Source organism: Paludibaculum fermentans (assembly GCF_051172195.1).
Classification (GTDB): Bacteria; Acidobacteriota; Terriglobia; order Bryobacterales; family Bryobacteraceae; genus Paludibaculum; species Paludibaculum fermentans_A.
The window spans coordinates 701,049-718,027 of record NZ_JBPJAQ010000002.1 but is presented as its reverse complement, the minus strand read 5'-3'; the positions used below and the strand labels follow the sequence as shown (position 1 = coordinate 718,027).

Annotated in this window: 14 protein-coding genes; 8 read left to right on the top strand and 6 right to left on the bottom strand. The window is 63.2% G+C overall.

The genetic code is table 11. The annotated features are described in order from the left end of the window. The first annotated feature begins 14 nt into the window (after positions 1–14). Together ACR9Y2_RS29480 and ACR9Y2_RS29475 are read left to right on the top strand one after the other, a co-directional pair. The gene (locus ACR9Y2_RS29480; RefSeq protein ID WP_435045456.1) at positions 15–839 is read left to right on the top strand and encodes a hypothetical protein; all 825 of its coding nucleotides are present in this window, start codon (positions 15–17) and stop codon (positions 837–839) included. Beyond that, positions 836–1,816 carry a metallophosphoesterase gene (locus ACR9Y2_RS29475; protein ID WP_435045455.1) on the top strand — a complete coding sequence of 327 codons (981 nt, stop codon included), beginning with the start codon at positions 836–838 and terminating at the stop codon, positions 1,814–1,816. Before ACR9Y2_RS29480 ends, ACR9Y2_RS29475 begins: the two co-directional genes overlap by 4 nt. Here ACR9Y2_RS29475 and ACR9Y2_RS29470 read toward each other — a convergent pair. Continuing rightward, on the bottom strand, positions 1,804–2,691 hold the full coding sequence (locus ACR9Y2_RS29470; RefSeq protein WP_435045454.1) for an NAD-dependent epimerase/dehydratase family protein: 888 nt from the start codon (positions 2,689–2,691) through the stop codon (positions 1,804–1,806). The two genes, ACR9Y2_RS29475 and ACR9Y2_RS29470, sit on opposite strands and share 13 nt — an antisense overlap. A 651-nt stretch (positions 2,692–3,342) precedes the next feature. Between ACR9Y2_RS29470 and ACR9Y2_RS29465 the strand changes: the two genes are divergently transcribed. Continuing rightward, the gene (locus ACR9Y2_RS29465; RefSeq protein WP_435045453.1) at positions 3,343–4,533 is read left to right on the top strand and encodes a sensor histidine kinase; all 1,191 of its coding nucleotides are present in this window, start codon (positions 3,343–3,345) and stop codon (positions 4,531–4,533) included. Here ACR9Y2_RS29465 and ACR9Y2_RS29460 read toward each other — a convergent pair. Genes ACR9Y2_RS29460 through ACR9Y2_RS29450 form a run of 3 tightly spaced genes read right to left on the bottom strand, consistent with a single transcriptional unit; the run spans position 4,530 to position 8,042 of the window. Continuing rightward, positions 4,530–5,216, bottom strand: a complete 687-nt coding sequence (locus ACR9Y2_RS29460; RefSeq protein ID WP_435045452.1) for a DUF4956 domain-containing protein — start codon at positions 5,214–5,216, stop codon at positions 4,530–4,532. The two genes, ACR9Y2_RS29465 and ACR9Y2_RS29460, sit on opposite strands and share 4 nt — an antisense overlap. Continuing rightward, a complete protein-coding gene (locus tag ACR9Y2_RS29455) occupies positions 5,201–5,983 on the bottom strand; it encodes a polyphosphate polymerase domain-containing protein (protein WP_435045451.1) in 783 nt (260 codons plus the stop codon). The genes ACR9Y2_RS29460 and ACR9Y2_RS29455 overlap by 16 nt, the downstream gene beginning before the upstream one ends. 19 nt (positions 5,984–6,002) lie before the next feature. Beyond that, positions 6,003–8,042: a CotH kinase family protein gene (locus ACR9Y2_RS29450; RefSeq protein WP_435045450.1), complete on the bottom strand. Its 2,040-nt coding sequence runs from the start codon at positions 8,040–8,042 to the stop codon at positions 6,003–6,005. 133 nt (positions 8,043–8,175) lie between these two features. On the opposite strand from ACR9Y2_RS29450, the gene ACR9Y2_RS29445 reads away from it, so the two are divergent. Together ACR9Y2_RS29445 and ACR9Y2_RS29440 are read left to right on the top strand one after the other, a co-directional pair. After that, positions 8,176–8,835 (top strand): response regulator transcription factor, encoded by a 660-nt coding sequence (locus ACR9Y2_RS29445; RefSeq protein ID WP_435045449.1) that lies wholly within the window; start codon positions 8,176–8,178, stop codon positions 8,833–8,835. Next, positions 8,832–10,310, top strand: a complete 1,479-nt coding sequence (locus tag ACR9Y2_RS29440; RefSeq protein WP_435045448.1) for a sensor histidine kinase — start codon at positions 8,832–8,834, stop codon at positions 10,308–10,310. The genes ACR9Y2_RS29445 and ACR9Y2_RS29440 overlap by 4 nt, the downstream gene beginning before the upstream one ends. Here the strand turns inward: ACR9Y2_RS29440 and ACR9Y2_RS29435 are convergent. Next, complete coding sequence (locus ACR9Y2_RS29435) at positions 10,307–11,251, bottom strand: diacylglycerol/lipid kinase family protein (protein WP_435045447.1); 945 nt, start codon at positions 11,249–11,251, stop codon at positions 10,307–10,309. The genes ACR9Y2_RS29440 and ACR9Y2_RS29435 overlap by 4 nt on opposite strands. Positions 11,252–11,288: 37 nt before the next feature. Between ACR9Y2_RS29435 and ligA the strand changes: the two genes are divergently transcribed. From ligA to ACR9Y2_RS29420, 3 genes are read left to right on the top strand one after another with little or no spacing between them, the layout of a single operon-like run. Next, on the top strand, positions 11,289–13,271 hold the full coding sequence (gene ligA / locus ACR9Y2_RS29430; RefSeq protein WP_435046343.1) for an NAD-dependent DNA ligase LigA: 1,983 nt from the start codon (positions 11,289–11,291) through the stop codon (positions 13,269–13,271). After that, on the top strand, positions 13,268–13,870 hold the full coding sequence (locus tag ACR9Y2_RS29425) for a YqaA family protein (RefSeq protein ID WP_435045446.1): 603 nt from the start codon (positions 13,268–13,270) through the stop codon (positions 13,868–13,870). Before ligA ends, ACR9Y2_RS29425 begins: the two co-directional genes overlap by 4 nt. Positions 13,871–13,890: 20 nt before the next feature. Continuing rightward, positions 13,891–15,285, top strand: coding sequence for an enolase C-terminal domain-like protein (locus tag ACR9Y2_RS29420; RefSeq protein WP_435045445.1), 1,395 nt, complete (start codon positions 13,891–13,893; stop codon positions 15,283–15,285). A 76-nt stretch (positions 15,286–15,361) separates the two neighbouring features. On the opposite strand, the gene ACR9Y2_RS29415 is transcribed toward ACR9Y2_RS29420, so the two are convergent. Next, a complete protein-coding gene (locus tag ACR9Y2_RS29415) occupies positions 15,362–16,840 on the bottom strand; it encodes a hypothetical protein (RefSeq protein ID WP_435045444.1) in 1,479 nt (492 codons plus the stop codon). Between the last annotated feature and the right edge of the window lie 139 nt (positions 16,841–16,979).

Below are 16,979 nucleotides of genomic sequence, written 5' to 3'. Positions count from 1 at the left end.
AAGGGCTTGAGGAGATGATGCCGCTCCGCTCGCTCTGTCTGTCCGTGCTGGCGTGGGCCGCCCTCCCGGCCCTCGCCCAGCCTCCGTCTATCATATGGACCGATGACGAGAAGTCCAACTTCCTGCGTCAGGCCCCCGTGGTCTCCGTCAAGATCCTCAAAGAAGGCGTCACGAGTTCGCACCGGGCTACCTTGCGGAAGAACGGCCGCAGTCACGACGCCCATATCCAAACCGTGAACGAGTCCGGCGTGCTCGCCAGCTCCCTCAACTTCGAGCGAGGCTTTTCAGATAGTTACCGGCACAATCTGGCTGCGTTTGAGTTGAACCAGATGCTTGGATTGGAGCGCATTCCCGTCACCGTGGCCCGGGCATATCGCAAGCTGCCCGCATCCTATACCTGGTGGGTGGATGGCGAGGTGATGACCGAACGGGAACGCCAGGCGCGGAGTCTCCGCCCACCCAACGGGGCCCTTTGGAACGATCAGGTCTACATCATGAAGGTGTTTGACCAGTTGATCTATAACGTCGACCGCAACACCGGTAATATCGTCATCGACAAGGACTGGAAGCTCTGGATGATCGACCACACCCGGGCCTTCCGTGTCCGCATCGATCTGATGAGCGAGGAAGAACTCGTCCGCTGCGACCGGGCACTGCTCGAACGGATGCGCAAACTGGACCCAGCCGAGGTCCGCGCGCGGCTGTCGCCCTGGCTCAATCCACAACAAGTGGACTCGCTGATGGCCCGGCGCGACCTGATCGTCCGCCATTTTGAAGAGCTCGCCGTCCAAAAGGGCGAAGCCAACGTCTTTTATGAGTACCTCGAGAAGAACCCATGAGACGCCGTGACTTCCTAAAACTTGCCTCCGTCGCGCAGATGCAGCCACCGGCGCGGCTGGTGGCCGTCGGCGACGTTCACGGCGATCTCGACCGCTTCATCGACGTCCTCTCCATGGCGGGGCTTGTCGATGATTCCGGCGCCTGGTCCGGCGGCGCGGCCACCCTGGTCCAACTCGGGGATGTGGTGGACCGTGGCAGCAAGTCCCGCGAAGTCATCGACTTCCTGACGAATCTCAAGAAGCAGGCCGCCCGGGCTGGTGGAGCCGTGCATTGCCTGATCGGGAATCATGAGGCGATGCGCATGTATGGCGATTTTCGCTATGTCGCCGCCGCCGAATTCCAAAGCATGTCCACTTCGAAAAGCGAACGCGAGCGCGATCGCCTGTTCGAACAGGATCTGGCCCGGGCCTCCGGCTCGTCCAGCCTGGGCAACCGCAGCGATCTCTCACTGGGATACCGGCCAAAGTGGGAAAAGGAGCATCCCTTGGGACAGGCTGAACTGGCCCGCGCCTTTTCTCCGAAAGGTCCCTACGGCAAGTGGATTCTAGCCCAGCGGGCCGCACTCCGCCTGGGCGGCACACTCTTTGTCCACGCGGGCATCTCCCCCAAGTACTCCGAGTGGTCGGAAGCACGATTGAATGCCCGGGTGACTGAGGAACTCCAGGCCGGAGAACGGCTGGACGATGAGGGCCTCTGCAAGGACACCTCCGGTCCCCTGTGGTGGCGCGGCTTCGCCACGGATTCCGAGGCGGAACTGGCCCCCCATGTGGAAGCGCTGCTGGCCAAGCATCAGGTGCAGCGCATAGTTGTCGGACACACCCCCACCGCGAATGGGATAGTCAGCCGGCTGGGCGGCAAGATCATCCTGGCCGATGTCGGGCTCTCAACGGCCTTCACCGCGCGCCGCGCCTGCCTCGTCATCGAGAATGGGGTGCCGCATGCGCTGGATCGCGGACGCAAACTTCAGCTCACGTAAGAGCCTGATAAGATCTCGTCGAAAATCAGGGGTTTGGTAACCGTCCAGCCGAAGTAGCGCGCTGCCTTCGTGCTGCCGGCGCGACAGTCCATGGCCAGGCAGTCGGCCACCAGGCCGATATGCTCCCGCGCGGCCTCCAGCGGAATCGACTCGACCTTGCCTTCGATCCCACTCGCCTTCGCCACGGCCCGGGCAATCTTCTCCACCGGTTGCGGCATGCCCCCGCAGGCAAAAAACAACTCGCCGGAAGCTGGCTCCGTCACAGCTCGGACGTAGAGGTCGGCTAAGTCGTCTATATGGACGCACGACCAGCAATTGGCCCCTTTTCCAATGATCCGTACAGCACCGTGTTTTTTGGCGTCGGCGAACAGGTTGGCCAGGATTCCTCCGCCCCGGCCGTATACCAGCCCCGGGCGCAACACGACTGGACGGATACCGGAATTCCTGGATTCCAGAACCATCTCCTCCACCGCCGGGCGCCAGGCAACCAACGCTGGTGGGTGCAGTGCGCAGATCTCCCCCACCATGCGTCCATCGGTGTCGCCCACCACCCAGACGCCGCTCGTGTAGATAAAAGTACGTTTAGAACCGGCCAACGCGGACAGCATCGCCCCGACAGCCGCCTTGGCGATCGCGCCCATCTCGGGCACTTCGGCGTCGGCCGCGTGAATCACGGCGTCTACCTCGGCGACCGCCGCGCGCAAACTGTCCAGATCCGTCAGGTCCCCACGGCGGGCGACGAATCCGCGCGATTCCAGCAGATGAGCCTTCTCTTCTGACCGCGCCAACCCCTGCGGCTGGTGCCCCGCCGCTTTCAATGCATCGCACACCGCGGATCCGATGTACCCGGTAGCGCCGGTAACCAGAACTTTCATCGAGCGAAAATCTCCCAGCTATGGAGTGTAGCGTGACGAAGGGGGAAAAAGGAGTCCTAAAGGAGGGAAGGCCCTGTGGCGGGGAGCCGCAGAGCCTTCTTCAGAGGGGCTTGTGAGGGGCTGGGTCCCCTCACGGGATGTTTATAGTCGATGACGACTTTAATTGTCTTTATACAGTGCACATGGCGTGCCAAAGTCCGTCGGACCAGAAATCAAGCACTTACGGCCGCCTAGGCTGGGTCTTCCCCCAATCGAGTGGGGCAAGGGTGGGTGATTCTTAACAGGTGCATAAACCAACTGGGTTATATTTCGCATCCCATTGTCTGAATCGATCACGCAGTCCCCGTCACGCCGCAATTCGCGCCCCGGCAATGTTGGACGATGTTCAGATTGGGAGTGGAAAGAGGGTGCCCTGAAAAGCGTAGAGGCCGTGTGGCTGGGGACCGCACGGCCTCTGTCAGAGGGGCTTGCAAGGAGCTGGGCCTCCTTGCGGGGATGCAATTAAGTCGATGACGACTTATGTTGATCTAAGTATGCATTGCGGATATAAGACTCCGCAAGTCTTTTTTATATTATAGATTCTTCATAATTCATCGCTCTCCTCATACTCACTTATCCATGTACGATTGTGTAGGGTGAGCTCGCCTTCCAATGACTGATGACACTCACTACCTGCCTTCAGAGCGCCTGCCGCGATCAGTAGTGCTGCAGCAACTCACTACGGCTCTCGACCAGGGCGTGCTGTTGAAGCTGGTTAACCTAACCACCGAACCGCTCGCGATTCTGAATCCCCAACGGCAGCTTGTTTACTGCAACGAGGCGTGCTGGCGCATGGCCGGGCTCACCAGTCTGGATGAAGCGATCGGGCTCAGGCCCGGAGACCTGTTGCACTGCGTCAACGTCAAACGCAATCCGGGCGGCTGCGGCACATCGGACAACTGCAAATTCTGCGACTTGGCCAAAGCATTAGTGAACGGCCAGGAAGGACAAGCTACCGCCGGCCGGTGCCTCATCGAATGTGGCGACTCCACCAGCGCGGTCGATGCCGAATACCGTGTGCAGGTGATGCCCCTGCCAGAGGCCGGCCCAGGATGGGTCTGCTACCTCATGACCGACATCAGCCAAGAGAGCAAGCGGCGCGCCCTGGAAAGAACCTTCTTTCACGACATCATGAATCGCGCCTTTGCCGTGGAAGGAGTGGCTGGAGCACTGGCCGAAGATTCCCTCCCGCAGCCTGACCGGGAAGAGTTCACCAGCATGCTCGGCCTGTCCGTGCGCGGCCTGGTAGAGGAGATCAAGAGCCAGCGCGTCCTGCTCGCGGCCGAGTCGGGTGAACTGGCCGTCCACCCTATCCCCATAGACACGCTGGAGGTGCTGCGCGACGCGGTGAGAACCTGTGCGGCCTTCTGGGTGGAAGAGAACGCGCGCGTCGAAATCGAATTGGGCTCACAGGCCGTGGAGTTCGAATCGGATCCGGCGCTGCTCGGCCGAGTCCTGTTGAACCTCCTGAAGAACGCGATCGAATCTTCCGGCCCCGGTCAATCGGTGATCGCCGGCTGCCGCCGCGAAGGCGAGGAAGTCCACTTCTCCGTCCACAACCAGGGAGCCATGACACCGGCAGTCGCCGGCCGGGTCTTCCAGCGGTCATTCTCCACAAAAGGATCCAGTCGTGGCCTGGGCACCTACAGCGTCCGCCTGCTGACCGAGAATTATCTGGGCGGCCAGGTCTCCTTCCACTCCGATCCGGTCTCTGGAACGACCTTCCTCCTCCGGCTCCCGATACTGGCCAGACCGCGGCATACGCTGGTAAACCCGCCCGCCAGGCAAAAGTCCTCCTGCTAGTCGAGGTCGAAGCCGCGGCGCAGCATCTGGACGCTGAGGACTCCCTCCACCGCCTGTAGAGTCTTAATCAGGTGAGGCGGCGCCTGCCCGGGCAGCGGACGCACGCGGTATGCACCGTCCAGCGAGGCGCCCGTTTTCCCGGTGCCCATCAGGATGAGCTCCCGCTCGCTCAGCAGCGGCCCGATCGCTGAACTGACAATTCCGTCCAGATCACAATCCAAGCCGGTCCGAACCTTTAGGATGTACTCCGGTTCCGGGCTGCTCATCGCCTTGGCGCGCAGCATCAACAACGCCTCGGCCAACGCAACCACGCCGAGCCCAATCGAAGCCACCCAGACGCTCCGGGCTCCGACAGCCATGCCGACAATGACCGCGAAAATGACATACGCCGTGTCCTGCGTATCGCGCACCACCGTGCGGAACCGGACTATCGACAAAGCGCCCACCAGGCTGAACGCCCGGGCGATATTGTCGCCGATCACCTGCGTCACCATTGCAATCAGTACGCACAACAACAGCAGCGTCGTCGGGAACTGCAGGCTGGTATTCAATTCCCGCCGGGTGAACTTGTAGATGCCGCCGATCAGCGCTCCGAAGAACAACGCCGAAAGCAGGCGGACAAACACATCCAGCGGTTCGACATGCGGCCCGTTGGCAAACGGCGCAACTAGAAAATCAGGCACGGCGCACCTCCGGCCGGGAAGCCAATCGCCCCATCCCCGGCCACTCCGCCCAATTGCCCCAGGTTCAAGGCCTTGCCGGCTGATCGATATTTCGACGAGTTGCGTGGGTTGAGTGAATACTCCTCCATGAACCCCTGAAACAACGCCGGAACCTCACCGCGGTACTTCAGCTCCAATACGATCCGATCCTCGGAAAGCGGCACCGGGTGATGTCGCGAGTCGAAGGCGAAACCCTCCACTGGAACGGCTCGCACGGCATCATCCAGGGTCAGCCGGATCGGTCCTGTTTCCGTCATGCCCATTCGCGCCGTGCGCGAATAAGAGATCTGGCAGACTGGCCGCAGCCTACGGGCCAGGATGCGGCGATGGAACCAGTAGCCGGCCCAGCCACGCTCGGCTTCAGGCCGGGCCAGGCGGGCGATCTCCGCCAATTCAACCTGCGACCGCTTCTTGCAGACGAGCCCGCGGCTCTTCATCTTGCGCTCCAGAAAGACCACACTGCTGGAACCATAGCGGCGGATCCGGTATTTCCCGCGTGCAAACGAACCCGTGCGGCTCAGGACATCGAAATCGGCCGTATCCAGATACAATGTCGTGATCGTGTACGCATCCTGGTCGGAGCCGAGCCCGTGCGGGTCGGCCATCATGTTGCGCCGTGCCCACGACCGTACCTCCTCGGCCAGGGGCCGCCCAATCACAAACTTGATCTCAGAGGCGAATTTCTTGAACTGCCCCGGATCGATGGAAGGGGACTGCAAGGTTTCCATGGTTATCTCCTGTGGGCGCTTACTCCTGTTGCATCGGCGGACGGCCGCCGGGCGGTCCAAAGCCGCCGGGCATACCGCGCGGAGCCAGGTCCCGGTTGATGCCCGCCCGCACCTGCTCTTCTGTCAAATAGCCGGTCTTCGACCCGCCCCAGCTTTCAAACCACTTGGCGAAGCCGCGGGTAAACTGCTCGCGAGTGATCGGCGCATTCTGGGCTCCGCCCATGGCCTGCTGGAACGCAGGCGCCAGGAACATGCCCGGCCCCATGCCTCCGGGTCCGCCCGGACCGCCGAACCCGCCGCGCCCGCCCGGCCCATTGCCATTGCTGGCCTGGCCCTGCGACTTGCCGGCCAGTTGCGCCGCCACCGATTGCGACCGGGGGCCCACAAATCCCTTGATGGGCTTCATGCCGCCCATGCCCGGGCCCATCCTGCCACCCGGTCCGCCAGGCCCCATCTCTCCGCCCGGGAAACCCGCCGGCTCCTCCTGCTGCCCGCTCACCGCCTTTTCAAAACGAGCCAGCTTGTCAGCCGCTTCCTCTTTCACCGCCGGCCGGATCAGGGCCGCCGTCTCGTCCACCTGATTCGAAATCCTCGCCGGTTCACCAAGCGTCCGGTTCATCTCAGACAGTTTGGCCAGGTACAGCTTCTTGAACTCGTCTACCTGGAACACCCGCTCGAGAAACCGGTTCTGCCCCTGCCACGGCCGCTGGATGCTCAAATCGGTTCCACCCCCCATCGGGAAGTGGCCGAACGAATGGTCCAGGTCCCACGGCAGGAACTGGAACTTGTTCGTTTGAGGATGGAGGTAGACGTAATAGTTCTGCCCCATTGAGAGCAGGCTGTCCATGTTCGACAGCCAAACTGTCGCGGCCATGAACCGTGCAAACTCGTCCAGATCCAGGTAGTTCTTCAAACCGGCCGCAAAGGCCGCATCGTTCGCCGAGCTGACGAAGCGCGCAAACTCGATCACCCTCTTCTTCTGGCCGTCTGTCAGTTCGTCCTTCGGGTCGTACGTCCGTTCGTACTTCGACCAGTCGTCACCCAGATCGGTGAACAGGTTCTGGCCAACCGGCTTGAAGATCGCCCCATCGCGCGTTCCGAACCGCTCTTCCGCGAAGTGCTTGTCGACATCCTCCACCACGGAGTAGAGTCCAAAGTACTTGCGGTCATACTTGCCCGGCACTGTCACATAGACGCGGGCATACGAGGTGCGCGGAGAGGGCACACCGGCATCGCGGAACAGCCGGTAGGACAACGGTTCATTCATCCAGCTCGCATCGGTGACATTATTATGAAGATTGATCTTGGTCAACCCCGCCAGCTTCTGCCCTTTGACGTACTTGTTCAGGTCCAACTTCAATGACTTCTTAATGGAGTTGCGCGACTCCATGTACGAGTTGTTGCCTTTGTAGCGAACCGCTATATCCCGCAACTGAGTGCCGTCGAAATCCAGATCGGCATGTACATATTCAAATTCGATACCGGACATCGCCGACAGGCCATTCCGCTTGCTGGTCCCATTGCGCGCAACCATCCCGGGCCCTCCACCGCCCGGACCACCGGGGCCGCCGAACCCGCCCGGCCCACCCGGTCCAGGCATGGGCGCCAGCGTGTTCAAGCCCGCACGCAACTGTTCCGTCGTCAATTTGCCGGTCTTCTGTTTGTCCCAGGCCGTGTACCATGCCTGGCCGAGACCCGTGAACTCCGCCGCCGAGAGCTTTCCGTCCTTGTTGGCATCCCCCTTCATAAAGGCAGGCGTCACAAACATCGCCGGACCAAAGCCGCCCGGTCCGCCAGGCCCACCCGGGCCACCAGGCCCCCCAGGACCGCCCGGTCCACCGGGACCACCGGGAAAGCCGCCGCCACCCTTGGGCTCGATCGCGGTCCACTGGTCGGCCGTGAACTTCAAGTGAATCGTCCAGATCCTGGCATTCTGGAAGATCTCCGCTGGTTTCGCGGGGGTCGCCGCAACAGCCAGACCCGCCACGCCCAGCATGGCGGCAGCCGCCCACAGCCTTCGCCCGCTGACCGCGCGCTTCGAATTTCCTTCGTGAGTCATACGTTGTAACGCCACAGTAACCGAAGCGACCTTAAGAGAAAGTGAAGCAGCGCCCACCCGCGACAAATTCGAAAGTTAACGTGCTTCATGTTCTCTTAGGGTTCGCTCTGCTAGAGTGCTGACGTAGCAACCGATGCGTGTCCTGATCGTGGAAGACGAACCCGACCTGCTGATGAGCCTGCTGCGCGCCGTGCGCGATGAAGGCTACGCCGCCGATGGCGCGGCCGATGGCATCGAGGGCCTGTTCAAGGCCGAAAGTAACGACTACGACGCCCTGCTGCTCGACGTCATGCTGCCCGGCCTGGACGGCTGGGAACTGCTGCGGCGCCTGCGGCTCTCCAAAAAGACACCGGTGCTGATGCTCACCGCCCGCGACGCCGTCCGCGACCGCGTGCGGGGCCTGGATTCGGGCGCCGACGACTACCTGGTGAAACCCTTCGACCTGCATGAACTGCTGGCCCGCCTGCGCGCCCTCATCCGCCGTGCCGCCAGCCAGTCGCAACCGGTGCTGGAACTGGGCGACGTCGCCATCGACCTGGCCGCACGCACCGTGACTAGGCAGGGTCAGGAGGTCATTCTCACCGCCCGCGAGTATTCCCTGGTGGAGTATCTCGCGCTGCACCAGGGCGCCGTCGTCACACGCACCATGCTCTACGAGCACCTGTTCGACGAGAACGATACCACCCTCTCCAACCTGCTCGATGTCCACGTCTCCAACGTCCGCAAGAAACTAGGCCACGACTTCATCACCACGCGCCGCGGCCACGGCTACTCCATCGGGGCCCAGCCATGATCTTCAACTCCATCCGCTGGCGCCTGCAGGCCTGGCATGGCGTCATCCTCGCCACGGTTCTTACCGGCTTTGGCGTTGCGGCCTATCAGGTCGCCCGCGACAACCAGTTGCGCTCTATCGATCAGGACCTCGGCCAGCAATTGGAGGGGCTCTTCCGCCCCAGGCCGCCGGCAGGGGACCCCGGCGATCCGCCGGAAGCTCGCCCTCCGCGAGGCGAACGCGGCCGGCCCTTCCCGTTCGAGTCGCCCGAATTCGAGGATCACCTGCGTCAGGCCGTCAGTGAATATGGCTCAGCCGGCGGACCCTACCTGGCGCTATGGAAGGTGAACCAGGGGCTGCTTGCCCGCTCGCCCGGCGCTCCGCAGGACATGCCGCCCCCCAGCGAAGCGCTGGCGCAGGCTCCGCAGGCAGCCGGCCCTGGCCAGCCAGGGTTTCGTCCCGGACCTCGCGGCCCCATGCTCGCCCGTACGCGCGGCCCGTTGCGCGAGATCGCTGTCCCCCTGCCCCGCGGTTTCGTCGTCGTGGCCGGCCGTTCCATCGCGGACGACCAGGCCGCCATGCAGCGCCTCGCCCTCTGGCTGCTCGCGGCCGGCCTGGGCGTCTTCCTGCTGGGCCTGGCTGGCGGCGGTTGGGTAGCCGCCCACGCCATCCGGCCCATCGACGCCATCAGCGCCACCGCCCAGCGCATCTCCGCCGGCGACCTCTCCCAACGCATCAACGTCGCCGACACCGAAAGCGAACTCGGCCGCCTGGCCGCCGTCCTCAACAACACCTTCGCCCGCCTGGAATCCTCATTCACCCAGCAGGCCCGCTTCACCGCCGACGCCTCGCACGAGCTGCGAACACCCGTCGCTGTCATCCTGACCCAAACCCAGACCTGCCTGGCTCGCGAACGCGACTCCGCCGAGTACAAAGAGACCCTCGAAGCCTGCCAGCGCGCCGCCCAGCGCATGCGCCGCCTCACCGAATCCCTGCTGGAACTCGCCCGCCTCGATGCCGGAGAAGAACCCATGCGGCGCGATCGCTTCGACCTGGGCCGTGTCGCCCGCGAAAGTGCCGAGTTGATCCGCCCGCTCGCCGCTCAGCGCAACGTCACCCTCGAGACAGATCTCGCCCTGGCCGACTGTGCGGGCGACGCCGAACACGTCGGTCAGGTCGTCACCAACCTGCTGTCGAACGCCATCCACTACAACCGCGACTCGGGCACGGTCCACGTTGTTGTTCGCATCGAAGGCGATCACGGGGTGCTGCGCATCTCCGACGCCGGCAGCGGGATCGCAGTCGAAGACCAGCCCCACATCTTCGAACGCTTCTACCGCGCCGACAAATCCAGGGCTCGCGCCGAAGGGCGCACCGGCCTTGGCCTGGCCATCTGCAAGGCCATCGTCGACGCCCACGGCGGCTCAATCGGCGTGGAAAGCCAGCCGGGCTCCGGCAGCACCTTCACGGTCCGCCTGCCGCTGGCCCATCACTAACGGGCGGTAGTCATCTTCTGGATGAACGCGCGCGGCAGCATCAGCCGCACTCGTTCCGGAGCAATATCCAGGCTCACCGGAGCCTCGCCCGCATACTCGCCATCCACCTGAACATCGATTCGCGTGGAGCCGTTCGCTTCCAGCTGCAGGCTGCGCGCATGCGCCACCGTCACTCCCGTCATGCCCTTCAGGCTGTTCAGCAGCACACCGCTGAAGTACTTCAGGTAGCGGAACGAACTCGGCCCCTCGAAGAGGACCACGGCGAACTGGTCGCTCAGCAGGTTCGCATGCCGCGCGATCTCCAGGTCTCCGCCGTAGTTCCTCACCCGGCTCACCAGGGCGAAACTGCAGCGCGACCGCGTTCCATCCATCACGACATCGAACTCGGGCAGCTTCTTGCCCACCTGCGCGAAACCGCCCTCCCAGTAACTCAGCTTGCCCCAGCGCCGCTTGAACTCCGGGCTCACCATGCGCACGATCCGCGCGTCCAGCCCGACGCCCGCCATGCAGGCGAAGAAACGCGCCGCCTTCCCCGGGGCCGTCATCCGGCCCAGAGAAATCGTCGCCGGCTCCAAGTCCTGGAACTGTGACGCCGCCCGCACAAGATGGCCGCCGATGCCGGTCTCCATACCCAGGACATTGGCCGTGCCAGCCGGCAGAATCGCCAGCGGCACCTCGGAACCGGCCATGCCGGCGATCACTTCATTGATCGTCCCGTCCCCTCCAGCCACAAAAACGAGATTTGAACCTTCGCCGATCGCTTTCCGCGCGATCGAGCCAGCCGTATCGGGCCCCGTGGTGGGACACAGCCGGATGGGTCCGACATGCGGCTCCAACAGCCGCTGGGCCTCGGCAATCATCTGTGGACGGCGAAAAAGCTTTCCGGCGACGGGGTTATAGACCAGACTGGCCTGACTTCGAGATGCGTTGGGATCCGGCACGTAGTTACGATTATAGATAGTGACTGCCCGGCAACAGATGGATGACTTGCGCGCCCAGTTGAGGCGGCACGAATACCTGTACTACGTGCTGGATGCTCCGGAGATCTCGGACGCCCAGTACGACGGCCTGATGCGGCAGCTCCAGCTACTGGAGCAGGAACACAAGGACATCCCTGTCCCACCCGATTCCCCCACTCGCCGGGTCAGCGGAGCGGTGCGCGAAGGCTTCGTCAAAGTGCGCCACAGCGCGCCTATGCTCAGCCTGGACAACGCACTGAATCCAGAGGAGTTGCAGGCGTTCGACAGCCGCGTCCGCGAGCTGCTCGCCGGCGCTGGCTACCAGTACGCCGCGGAGCTCAAACTCGACGGCCTCTCCATGGCCGTCCACTATGAAAACGGAGTCCTCACCCAGGCCATCACGCGCGGCGATGGAACAGTGGGCGAAGATGTCACCGAGAACGCCCGCACTATCCGCTCCCTGCCCCTGCGGGTCGAAGCCGAATGGCCCAAGTTCGAAGTGCGCGGTGAAGTCATCATGCCCAAGGCCTCGTTCGAGAAGCTCAACAAGGAACGCGCCGCCCAGGAATTGCCTCTTTACGCCAATCCGCGCAATTCAGCCGCCGGCTCGTTGCGGGTCCTGGATCCCACCATCACCTCGAACCGTCAGTTGGAGTACCACGCCTACTTTCTGCTGGTCGACGGGCAGCCGGCCAAAGATAGCCATTGGGCCTCGCTCGATGCCATGAAGGCCATGGGCTTCCGCGTGAATCCGCGCCGCCGCCTGTGCGCCAACCTCGAAGAGCTCACCGCCTTCTGCAACGAAGTGGGCGAACTGCGAGACAACCTGCCGTATGAGATCGATGGCGTCGTGGCCAAAGTCGATTCCATCCCCCAGCAGCGCCAGTTGGGCTGGACCGCCAAGTTCCCCCGCTGGGCCATCGCCTATAAATTCACGGCGCGCCAGGCCGAAACCGTCCTCGAAGGAGTCGACATTCAGGTGGGCCGCACCGGAGCCCTCACCCCCGTCGCCCGCCTGAAACCCGTCACCGTCAGCGGCGTTACCGTTTCCAATGCCACCCTGCACAACGAGGAAGAGATCGCCCGGCTCGACCTCGCCATCGGCGACTCCGTCCTCATCGAGCGCAGCGGCGACGTGATCCCCAAAGTGGTGGCCGTGACGAAGCGCCCCGACGACCGGCGCGCCTTCGTCATGCCCAAGACCTGCCCGGTCTGCCAGTCGCCCGTCATGCGTGCCGAAGGTGAAGTGGCCAGCCGCTGCCTGAACACCAACTGCCCGGCCCGGCTCCGCGAGAGCATCCTCCACTTCGCCGCCCGCAGCGTCATGGATATCGATGGCATGGGCGACGCCCTGGTCGATCAACTCGTTGCCAAGGGCCTCGTCCGTAGCGTCGCCGATCTCTACGAACTCACCGTCGAACAGCTGCGCGGCCTCGAACGCATGGGGGAGAAGTCCGCCAAAAAGATCTGGGACAACATCCAGGTGTCCAAACAGCGGCCCCTGCCGCGCCTCATCGCCGGCCTGGGCATCCCCTTCGTGGGGGAACGCACCGCCCAATTCCTGGCCGACAGCCTGGAGAGCATGGACGCCCTCATGGAGGCCAGCGAGGCGCGGCTTCAGGCCATCGAAGAGGTCGGCCCGAAGATCGCCGAGAGCATCCGCCGCTTCTTCGCTGAATCCCACAACCAGGAACTCGTCCGCCGCCTGCGCGGCTATGAATTGAAGTTCACCCACGAGGCCGCCGTCCGCCCGGCGTCCGGAGCCTTCCTCGGCATGGTTTTTGTCCTCACCGGCACCCTCCCGAACCTCTCGCGCGAAGACGCCAAGGCGCGCATCGAAGCCGCGGGCGGCAAAGTCACCGGCTCCGTCAGCAAAAAGACCAACGTAGTGGTGGCGGGCGAAGACGCGGGGTCCAAGCTCGATAAGGCACGCGAATTGAATATCGAAGTGTGGGACGAAGCCACACTCCTCGGCAGGATCGGATCGGCAACAAACGAATGAGTGGATTTCTTGAGTTCCTGAAAGCGCTCGGCCCGATGGGCGCATTTCTCGTCGCATTGATTGACGGCATCGGCCTGCCGAATCCCGGCGGCCCCGACTATCTGGTGATCTTTCTCGCCTGGACCAGGCCGGAGTCCGCCTACAGCAGCGGCCTCCTCGCAGTCCTGGGTGCCTTGATCGGCAGCCTCGTCCTCTTCTGGGCGGCCCGCAAGGGCGGCGAACGCTACCTCGACGAAAAAGCCAGCGGCCGCCGCGCCATGAAGTTCCGCCGCTGGTTCGCCCACTACGGCCTGGTGACCGTCTTCATTCCGGCCCTGATCCCGGTTGTCCCACTGCCCATGAAGGTCTTCGTCCTCTGCGCTGGAGCCCTCGGAGTCCGCCCCTGGGTCTTCCTGCTCGTCATGGCCGCCGGCAAGTTCCCGCGCTACCTCGGCCTGGCGTACCTCGGCAGGGAGTTGGGCGCGCATTCCACCCAATGGTTGAAGGATCACCGCTGGCATTTCGCCGTGGCAACCCTCGCCCTGTTCGCATTCCTGTTTGTACTGGTGAAAATCTCCGACATGCTGCGCGCCAGGCGCACACTGACTCAAGTACAGTAGCAGTACACGAGATCTCAGCCATGCACACTCCTCTCAGCCGGCGCTCCTTTGTCGCAGCCTTCCTTGCGGCTCCGCAGATTGCGAAACAGAACCCCAACGACATCCGCGTGGAAAGCGTCAGCACCGAGGAGGAAAGCTACATCTACCGCACCCCGCTGAAGTTCGGCGGCACCGTGGTCGACCGCGTCACCCTGCTCAACGTCAAGGTGACTATCCGCAATCGGGCCGGCAAAACCGCCCAGGGCTTCGGCTCAATGCCCCTCGGCAACGTCTGGAGCTTCCCGTCCAAAACGCTCACTTACGACCAGACCCTCGCCGCCATGCGCGAACTGGCCGTCAAAGCCCGCCAGGTCACGGCGGACTGCAAGGAATTCGGCCACCCCGTCGAACTGAACTACCTGATGGAGCCCGAATGGCTCAAGGCCGCCGGCACCGCCGTCCCCAAGCTCTGCGCCCTGGTCACCTGCAGCCCCTTCGACGCCGCCATCCACGACGCTTATGGCAAGCTGAACGGCCGCTCCACCTATCACTGCTATACCCGCGAGTTCCTCTCGGAAGACCTGGGCCGCTACCTCGGCAGGGAGTTCCAGGGCGAGTACCTCGAAAAGTACGTCCTGCCCGACCCCAAGCCGCGCATGCCGCTCTATCATCTGGTGGGCGCTGTCGACCCCATCGTCGAGGCGGACATCACGAAGAAGATCGGCGACGGCCTCCCCGAAACCCTGCCCGAATGGATCGCCTACAACGGCCTCACCCACATCAAGATCAAGCTCAACGGCGACAACGAAGCCTGGGATCGCGACCGCATCCTCAAAGTCGACCGCGTCGCCACCGAGAGCATGACGAAGCGCGGCACGAAGCAGTGGTTCTACTCCCTCGACTTCAATGAAAAGTGCCCCAACATCGCGTACCTGATGGCGGTGCTCCGTCAGGTGGAGGAGAAGTCGCCCGCCGGCTTTGCCCGCATCCAGTATGTGGAACAGCCCACCGCGCGCGACCTGAAGACCCATCGCACCAACGTGATGCACGAGGCGTCGAAACTACGGCCCGTCGTCATCGACGAATCGCTCACCGATCTCGAAAGCCTGATGCTGGCCCGCGAGATGGGCTACACCGGAGCCGCCCTCAAGGCCTGTAAGGGCCAAGCCCAGGCGCTCTTGATGGCGGCAGCGGCGCAGAAATGGAAGATGTTCCTCTGCGTCCAGGACCTCACCTGCCCCGGAGCGTCTCTCATCCACTCCGCCGGCCTGGCCGCCCATGTCCCCGGAGTAGCTGCCATCGAAGCGAACGCCCGACAGTACGTGCCAGTAGCCAACAAGGCCTGGGAAAGCAAATTCCCGGGGATTTTCGTAGTGAAAGATGGCTACGTGAAGACGGGTACTCTGACAGGCGCCGGCCTGGGAGCCGTGGCGTAGCAGGCGAAGTGTGCGTCGCGCGGAAGCTGATAGCTGATAGCTGATAACTGAAAGCGACGAACCGGCGCCGAACTTGCTACTGCTTGGCAGCGGCCGCGGCCGGTTGCCCCGGTTTCCGCACCTTCTCGTAATACCGCTGCACAAAGTCCTGCAAATGTAGCGGCACTTCATCCCGGCTGATATCGCCGCCCGCTTCCGCATGGTTCGCAGACCGGTTCACATACGGCGTCTTCAACTGCTGGTTCTTCGAATTGGTGACTTCCACCATCACCTCGCCCTGCAGGTTCAACGCCCGCTTGCCCAGCAACTCGCTCAGCTTGCCCATGGCGTCCTTCTGCTCCGCCAGTTCCGTATCCTTCTTGCCGTCCTGCTTGCCGATCCCGCTCTTTTCCTGATTGTTCGGAACATCCTGGTTGCTGCCCGCCTGGTTCGACTTCGCCTGCTGGGCATTGTCCGCATCCCCAGGCTGTTCCCCTGGCTGCGAGGCATCCGGCTCGCCCGGCTGGTTCGACTTGCCCTGCTGCGGCTGGCCCTTCTCGCCCTTCTGCTGCCCCTGCGACTTCTGGTTCCCCTTATTCGACGCGCTCTGCTGGTTGTCGCCCTTGTTCTCCATCTTGAGCTTGTCCATCAGGTTCGCCATCGCGTCGCGCATCTTGTCCATAAGGCTCGAATCCTTCTGCTGCTTATCGCCCTGCTTCGGCTGGGCGGCATTGGGATCCCCGGGCTTCCGCGAGTCCTGTGCCCCGGACGGCGATTGGTTCTTATCGCCGCTGGCGTTCTCGCCCTCATCCGAATTCTGGTCCTCGTTGTTCTGGCCGGCCGACTGCTTGTCGCCCTTCTGGCCCTGCGAGGTGGCTTTGTCCGGATCCTTCACATCCACGGAACGCAGCGACTCCTGCGTCATGTTGTCGCGTTCCATCACTTCCACGCGCTCGCTCTCGGGCAGCGTCAGGGAGAACGGCTCCGCCGGCATCCCCTTCTGGGCCAATTCCTTGGGAGCGCTCTTCACCGGAGCGGGCACCCCGGTCAGCGTGTCAAACCGTACCTCGGCGATCGGAGCCCGCAAATCAAAGGTATGCAGCACCCCGTAGCGCACAAAAAACATGGCCAGCGAGGCCAGCAGCAGCGCGGCCACCGGCCAGGTATTCCGCGGAGCGCGGATCGGCACAGCCATGCTCGGATCCACCCCGGCGGCGGTAGACTCCGCCTCCGCCTGGACTGCCTCGACAAACTCAGACTGGGCTTTGCCCGGAGTCGCGAAGTGATGGGCGGTGGAGATCAAATCGCGCAGACCCAGCTCGCGGTCGACATTGCAGGCAACTTCGTACTCATTGGGCAGCTTGTTCCGGCTGCGCCACCAACCGATGGCGACGGTCAGGCAGACCAGGATCAGAGGCCAATACCAGTTCAGAATCTGGGTACCCACCAGCAACAGGACAAGCAACGCCCCGAGCCCCACCACCAGCCCCCATCCGAAGTGCTCAAGCAGGATCTGCCACACGGTGCGGCGCCGGGCTTGGAGGATGAGTTTGGAGATGGCAGCGGTGTTAGTCAATGGGTTGATTCTTATTATGACAGGGGCCTAACCGCCGAGGGGAGCCCGTAGGGTGGTAGACGCAGGGAGGGCGAAATGGTGACGAAGCGGGGAGGCGCAGTCGCAGACGGGAAGTTGACCGGGAAGGCGTCAAAGAGCC

Coding starts and splice junctions, on each gene's coding strand:
- ACR9Y2_RS29480 (WP_435045456.1), top strand. CDS start 15: ATGATGCCGCTCCGCTCGCTCTGTCTGTCCGTGCTGGCGTGGGCCGCC.
- ACR9Y2_RS29475 (WP_435045455.1), top strand. CDS start 836: ATGAGACGCCGTGACTTCCTAAAACTTGCCTCCGTCGCGCAGATGCAG.
- ACR9Y2_RS29470 (WP_435045454.1), bottom strand. CDS start 2,691: ATGAAAGTTCTGGTTACCGGCGCTACCGGGTACATCGGATCCGCGGTG.
- ACR9Y2_RS29465 (WP_435045453.1), top strand. CDS start 3,343: ATGACTGATGACACTCACTACCTGCCTTCAGAGCGCCTGCCGCGATCA.
- ACR9Y2_RS29455 (WP_435045451.1), bottom strand. CDS start 5,983: ATGGAAACCTTGCAGTCCCCTTCCATCGATCCGGGGCAGTTCAAGAAA.
- ACR9Y2_RS29450 (WP_435045450.1), bottom strand. CDS start 8,042: ATGACTCACGAAGGAAATTCGAAGCGCGCGGTCAGCGGGCGAAGGCTG.
- ACR9Y2_RS29445 (WP_435045449.1), top strand. CDS start 8,176: ATGCGTGTCCTGATCGTGGAAGACGAACCCGACCTGCTGATGAGCCTG.
- ACR9Y2_RS29440 (WP_435045448.1), top strand. CDS start 8,832: ATGATCTTCAACTCCATCCGCTGGCGCCTGCAGGCCTGGCATGGCGTC.
- ligA (WP_435046343.1), top strand. CDS start 11,289: ATGGATGACTTGCGCGCCCAGTTGAGGCGGCACGAATACCTGTACTAC.
- ACR9Y2_RS29425 (WP_435045446.1), top strand. CDS start 13,268: ATGAGTGGATTTCTTGAGTTCCTGAAAGCGCTCGGCCCGATGGGCGCA.
- ACR9Y2_RS29420 (WP_435045445.1), top strand. CDS start 13,891: ATGCACACTCCTCTCAGCCGGCGCTCCTTTGTCGCAGCCTTCCTTGCG.